Here is a 1,622-nt window from a genome sequence, read left to right as displayed (position 1 = left end):
GTACGTATTCAGCCCCCCGGTATTGACAGCCCGAAAGCCCGCCCGCCCCGTCGATTCGGACGTGGCATGAGTTGATGGTTACCTGACGGTTGCCGGGCTGAGACCCGGGCAGCGCGCTCAGCCCGAGGGCACCAGCGAGGACACCGCGGTGCCGGCGAAGTACCCGTGCATCGCCTGCCGCAGATACGTCAGCGCATCGCGGCCTTGGCGCTTGCAACTCTCCACCACCGTGTAGCCCCGGGCGATGAACTCCTCGCCCCGGCGCGAGCGGGTCAGCCCCGAGATCTTGCGCTTGAGCACGATGGTGCGCAGCGCCTGCTCGGCGGCATTGTTGGTCGGCGGCACCGCGGGGTCGCTCAGGAACGTCCACAGCGCCGGCCAGAGCTTGAGCACGTTGGCGCAGGTCAGCGCCGTGCGCTGGCAGGTGCCGGCGATCCCGCGCTCCAGCGCACGGTGCATATGCCCCTGCACCTGCTTCATCTGCGCACCGATCTGCTCGCTCTTGCGGTGCCACCGCCGGAACAGCACATAGCCCAGTCCCAGCAGTCGGCGCCCGATCCGCCCGGCCTGCCCCGCGCGCTGGCTGATGCGCGTGAAGTCCCGCAGCAGGTGCGCCCAGCACACCTGCCGCTGCGCGGGGCCCACCCAGTCGTACACCGCATACCGGTCCGTCACCAGCCTGGCCTTCGGCTGCTCGCCCAGCATCTCCTTGGCCACGTAGCGCGCCCGCGACGACCAGAGTTGGTACACCACCAGTTTGGGCTGCGTCACCGTCCACACCCAGTGCCGCCCCGCGCCTTCTCGGGCGTAGCTGGTCTCGTCCACATGCACCACCGGCGCCTCGGGCAGCGTCTTCACTGCCGCTTGCACCGGCTCCTTCAGCGCCTGCGCCACCAGCCCTTGCGCCTGCGAGATCGCTCCCACGCTGAACCGCACCCCCAGCACCTGCGCCAGCAGATCCCGGATCTTGGGCTGCGTCAGGTGGTACGCCGTGCCCAGCAACCCCACCAGGGCCAGCGCCCTCGGTCCGATCTGCCCGCGCGGCACCCCCGCCGGCAGCACCGACTTGTGCGTCTTGCGGCAGTGCCCGCACACCCCGTGGTACAGCCGGTACTCCTGCACCTCGGCCTCCACCTGCGCCGCCACGTCGAACACCTGGTGCCGCATCGGCCGCCCCGCCACCACCGGACCACCACACTCGCACACCGCAGGCGGCGGGCAGTCGTGGACCGCGTCCACCTCGGACTCGGCCAGCAGCGTCCGGTACGTGCCCTTGTGTCCGGGCTGTGCGCCTCTCGCCCGACCACTGGCTCGACGCTGTGCCCTGTTACCGCCCGAGTCGGGCCCGTCTGACGATGGCGGCTTCGACGAGTTGCGCGAGTTCAGCTTCTTGTCCAGCAGCGCGCTGACCTGCTCGCGCAGTTGCGCCAGTTCCTGCCCCAACTGTTCGATCACCGCGTGGCATTGCTCCAGCGTCTCGGGCTTGTCCTGCACTGCTGCAGCCTTGCGGTCTGGGGCTTCGGATTGGTCCATCCATGCACTCTCAGCCTTGCTCGCTCCGCGCGCTACCCGCACTTCACCGGCTTGACGATGTTGTCAATGCCAGGGGGCTGAATACGTAC

Annotated in this window: 1 protein-coding gene; it reads right to left on the bottom strand. The window is 69.3% G+C overall.

Features of this window, described 5'->3' with window-relative positions; genetic code table 11:
* Window positions 1-117: 117 nt before the first annotated feature.
* A complete protein-coding gene (gene tnpC, locus C7444_RS19895; protein WP_110402593.1) occupies window positions 118-1,533 on the bottom strand; it encodes an IS66 family transposase in 1,416 nt (471 codons plus the stop codon).
* Window positions 1,534-1,622 lie beyond the last annotated feature (89 nt).

The organism is Sphaerotilus hippei, assembly GCF_003201595.1.
GTDB lineage: Bacteria > Pseudomonadota > Gammaproteobacteria > Burkholderiales > Burkholderiaceae_C > Sphaerotilus > Sphaerotilus hippei.
Note: the sequence above shows the minus strand (reverse complement) of the source record. Positions and strands in the feature narration are given on the sequence as shown.

Excerpts from the sequence above, each read along its gene's own strand:
- tnpC (WP_110402593.1), bottom strand. The coding sequence starts at position 1,533 with ATGGACCAATCCGAAGCCCCAGACCGCAAGGCTGCAGCAGTGCAGGAC.